General features: G+C 69.6%; 2 protein-coding genes. One reads left to right on the forward strand and one right to left on the reverse strand.

The genetic code is table 11. The features are described from left to right. Positions 1-149: 149 nt before the first annotated feature. Positions 150-1,946, reverse strand: coding sequence for a proteasome ATPase (arc, locus tag ACTIDRAF_RS0203695; RefSeq protein WP_016697370.1), 1,797 nt, complete (start codon positions 1,944-1,946; stop codon positions 150-152). Between the two features lie 285 nt (positions 1,947-2,231). On the opposite strand from arc, the gene ACTIDRAF_RS33565 reads away from it, so the two are divergent. Next, the gene (locus ACTIDRAF_RS33565; RefSeq protein ID WP_016697371.1) at positions 2,232-3,146 is read left to right on the forward strand and encodes an Rv0361 family membrane protein; all 915 of its coding nucleotides are present in this window, start codon (positions 2,232-2,234) and stop codon (positions 3,144-3,146) included. Positions 3,147-3,508: the final 362 nt, after the last annotated feature.

Consider the following 3,508-nt stretch of genomic DNA (forward strand, 5'->3'; position numbering starts at 1 on the left):
ACCCCGCCCACCGCGGAATTCGGGCCGCCGACGGCGGAGACCCCCCGTGGGCCGCCGGAGGCGGTCTCCACCGCGCTCCCCACGGTCCAACGGGTGACGGGGGGTCTCCGGCCGTTGGCCGGAGACCCCCCGTCACCGGTGGTGTGCTCTCAGAGGTACTGACCGGTGTTGGTCGCGGTGTCGATCGCCCGCCCGGCGTCCTGGTTCTTCCCGGTCACCAGGGTTCGGATGTAGACGATGCGCTCACCCTTCTTGCCCGAGATGCGTGCCCAGTCGTCCGGGTTGGTGGTGTTGGGCAGGTCCTCGTTCTCGGCGAACTCGTCGACGATCGCGTCCAACAGGTGCTGGACCCGGAGCCCGGGCTGCTTGGTCTCCAGCACGGACTTGATGGCCGCCTTCTTCGACCGGTCGACGATGTTCTGGATCATCGCCCCCGAGTTGAAGTCGCGGAAGTAGAGGACCTCCTTGTCACCGTTGGCGTAGGTGACCTCGAGGAAACGGTTCTCGTCGCTCTCCGCGTACATGCGTTCCACGGTGTGCTGGATCATCGCGTCGATGCACGCCGCCTTGTCCCCCTGGAACTCGGCCAGGTCGTCGGCGTGGATGGGCAGACTCGGCGTCAGGTACTTGGAGAAGATGTCCTGCGCCGCCTCCGCGTCCGGCCGCTCGATCTTGATCTTCACGTCCAGCCGGCCCGGCCGCAGGATGGCGGGGTCGATCATGTCCTCCCGGTTGGAGGCACCGATCACGATGACGTTCTCCAGCCCCTCGACCCCGTCGATCTCGCTCAGCAGCTGCGGCACGATCGTCGTCTCGACATCGGAGGAGACTCCGCTGCCCCTGGTGCGGAAGATCGAGTCCATCTCGTCGAAGAAGACGATCACGGGCGTGCCCTCGGATGCCTTCTCCCTGGCGCGTTGGAAGATCAGCCGGATGTGGCGCTCCGTCTCCCCCACGAACTTGTTCAGGAGCTCGGGCCCCTTGATGTTGAGGAAGTACGACTTCGCCTGCCCGGCCTCCCCGCCCTGCGCCACCACGACCTGCTTGGCGAGCGAGTTGGCGACCGCCTTCGCGATCAGGGTCTTCCCGCAGCCGGGCGGTCCGTACAGCAGGACACCCTTCGGAGGCCGCAGTTCGTACTCGTGGAAGAGCCCCGCGTGCAGGAACGGCAGCTCCACGGCGTCGCGGATCTGCTCGATCTGACGTCCCAGCCCGCCGATGTCCTCGTAGCGGACGTCGGGGACCTCCTCCAGGACGAGGTCCTCCACCTCGGCCTTGGGGACGCGCTCATAGGCGTATCCAGCCTTGCCGTCCACCAGCAGGGAGTCACCGGACTTGAGCTTCGACTCGGCCAACGGGGTGGAAAGCCAGACCACCCGTTCCTCGTCGGTGTGCCCGACCACGAGTGCCCGCCGGGGCAGCCCCTCCTGCTCCTCCGCCAGGACCTCCCGGAGGGTGCACAGCTCACCGGTACGTTCGAAGTCCCCCGCTTCCACCACGGTGAGGGCCTCGTTCAGCCGGACGGTCTGCCCCAGGCTCAGTTCGGCGGCCTCCACCGCCGGTGAGACCGCGACGCGCATCCGTCGACTCGCGGTGAAGACGTCGACGGTGCCGTCCTCGTAAGCCCGGAGGAACACCCCGTAACCGCTCGGCGGCTGCGCCAGCCGGTCGACCTCCTCGCGGAGGGCGAGCAGCTGCCCGCGGGCCTCCTTCAGGGTCTCCACCAGCTTGGCGTTGCGTTCGGTCAACTGGTTGATGCGGTTGGACGCCTCGGCCAGCCGCTGCTCCAACAGCTGGTTGTGGCGAGGTGACTCGGTCAGTTTGCGGCGCAGCAGCGCCACCTCGTCTTCCAGGAATCGGATCTGCGCCGTCAACTCGACATCTTCACCGTCGGTCTGCCGTGTGCCGCCTGGCTCAGGCTGGCTGCCGGGACGGTCATGGTCCATCTCGGCACCTCCTCCCGTACTGGTGGAGTCCACGGTACCGGCGATCAGCCCGGTTGGTAATGATCCACAGGCCGGGCGGGTGTCCCGTACGTCACTCTCCGCCACCTCCGGGGACGAGTTCTCCCGTTCCCGCCCCGAGGTCGATCGCTGGCGGGTACCGTGCTGCGCGCGTTCTTCCTCCGATCCGGTGGACTTCGGTTCGCCCTGGAACGTCGCACCCCGCCCGCCGACGTGCGGCCCGCCCGCCCGTCGCCCCCAGTGGTCCAGTGTCACAAGGAGTAAGCCATGTCCGTCCCGCCCAACCAGCCCGACCCCTACGGCGGGCAGCCCGGCTGGGGCCAGCAGCCGCCCCCCGGCGGTATGCCACCCCAGGGCCAGCCAGGGCAGCAGGGCGGCTGGCCCCAGGGCGGTATGCCTCCGCAGGGTCAGCCGGGGCCGCAGGGCCCCTACGGGCCCCCGCCCGGCGGGCAGCCCCCGTTCGGGCCGCCCAGCGGCGGGTTCCCCGCCCAGCCCGGCCCGGGCGGACCGCAGGGTCCCGGCGGCCCCCAGAAGAAGAGCCCGCTGCCGTGGATCCTCGCCGGCGGGGGTGTCCTCGTCGTCGGTCTGGTCGTCGTCCTCGTCATCGTCCTGGGCGGCGGCGGGTCGAACAGCACCCCGCAGGCGGTCGCGGAGAGCGCGGTCGCCGCGATGAACGACAACGACACGCAGCGGCTCGCGGACCTGAGCTGCGGCGCGCACCGCGAGCAGATCGAGACCATCATCACCGACCTCGACCCCTCGCAGAACGCGGATGTGCCGCCGGAGCTCGCGAACGCCACAGCGGATTGGTCGCTGGTGCGCGTCGAGGAGGTCGACGAGACCAACGCGAGGGCGATCGTCACCCTGAACATCTCCGGGGTGGGCGGGGACGCCGCCCCGATGATGGAGATGTTCAACGACATGGAGCTGAGCGCCCCCCTCACCAAGGAGGACGACGCCTGGCTGCTGTGCGGAATACCGGAGCCGACCAGGGACAGCACGCCCAACACGCCGAACGTCCCCGACATGGATCCGGGCGACCTGGACATCCCCGACTTCGACCCGGGCAGCCTGGACATGGGTGACCTGGGCGACATGGACATGCCGGAGATTCCGGACTTCGGCAGCGAGCTCGAGGAGATGCAGCGGCAGCTCGACGAGCTGAACAACCTGGACTACTGAGGCGGTGGGGGCGGGTTCGTCCGCCCCCACCCGGAGCCCTCCCGCGAAGGCCGCGACGTTCCCTCGTCGCGGCCTTCCGCCGTTCCGGTGACCCGAGAGCCCGGCGGGGCGCAGGCCGGCCGGGTCGGACGTGTCCGGCGTCATCCGACCCTTCACGGGGAGAACGCTCCTGAGCACCGGCCGTCACCGCTAGGTTGCGTGGTGCGCGGCGACGCGCACCGAGTCGCCGATCGCGGAGAACAGCCGCCTCCCCGAGGAGAAGAGCAGATGTCCGTCCCGCCACAGCAACCCGGACCGCCCGGTGGACAGCCGGGGTCCCACGGTCAGCAACCGCCTTCGGGGGCACCGAGTGGCGGCTGGCC

It is taken from the genome of Actinoalloteichus spitiensis RMV-1378 (genome assembly GCF_000239155.1).
GTDB lineage: Bacteria > Actinomycetota > Actinomycetes > Mycobacteriales > Pseudonocardiaceae > Actinoalloteichus_B > Actinoalloteichus_B spitiensis.

Coding starts and splice junctions, on each gene's coding strand:
- ACTIDRAF_RS33565 (WP_016697371.1), top strand. CDS start 2,232: ATGTCCGTCCCGCCCAACCAGCCCGACCCCTACGGCGGGCAGCCCGGC.
- arc (WP_016697370.1), bottom strand. CDS start 1,946: ATGGACCATGACCGTCCCGGCAGCCAGCCTGAGCCAGGCGGCACACGG.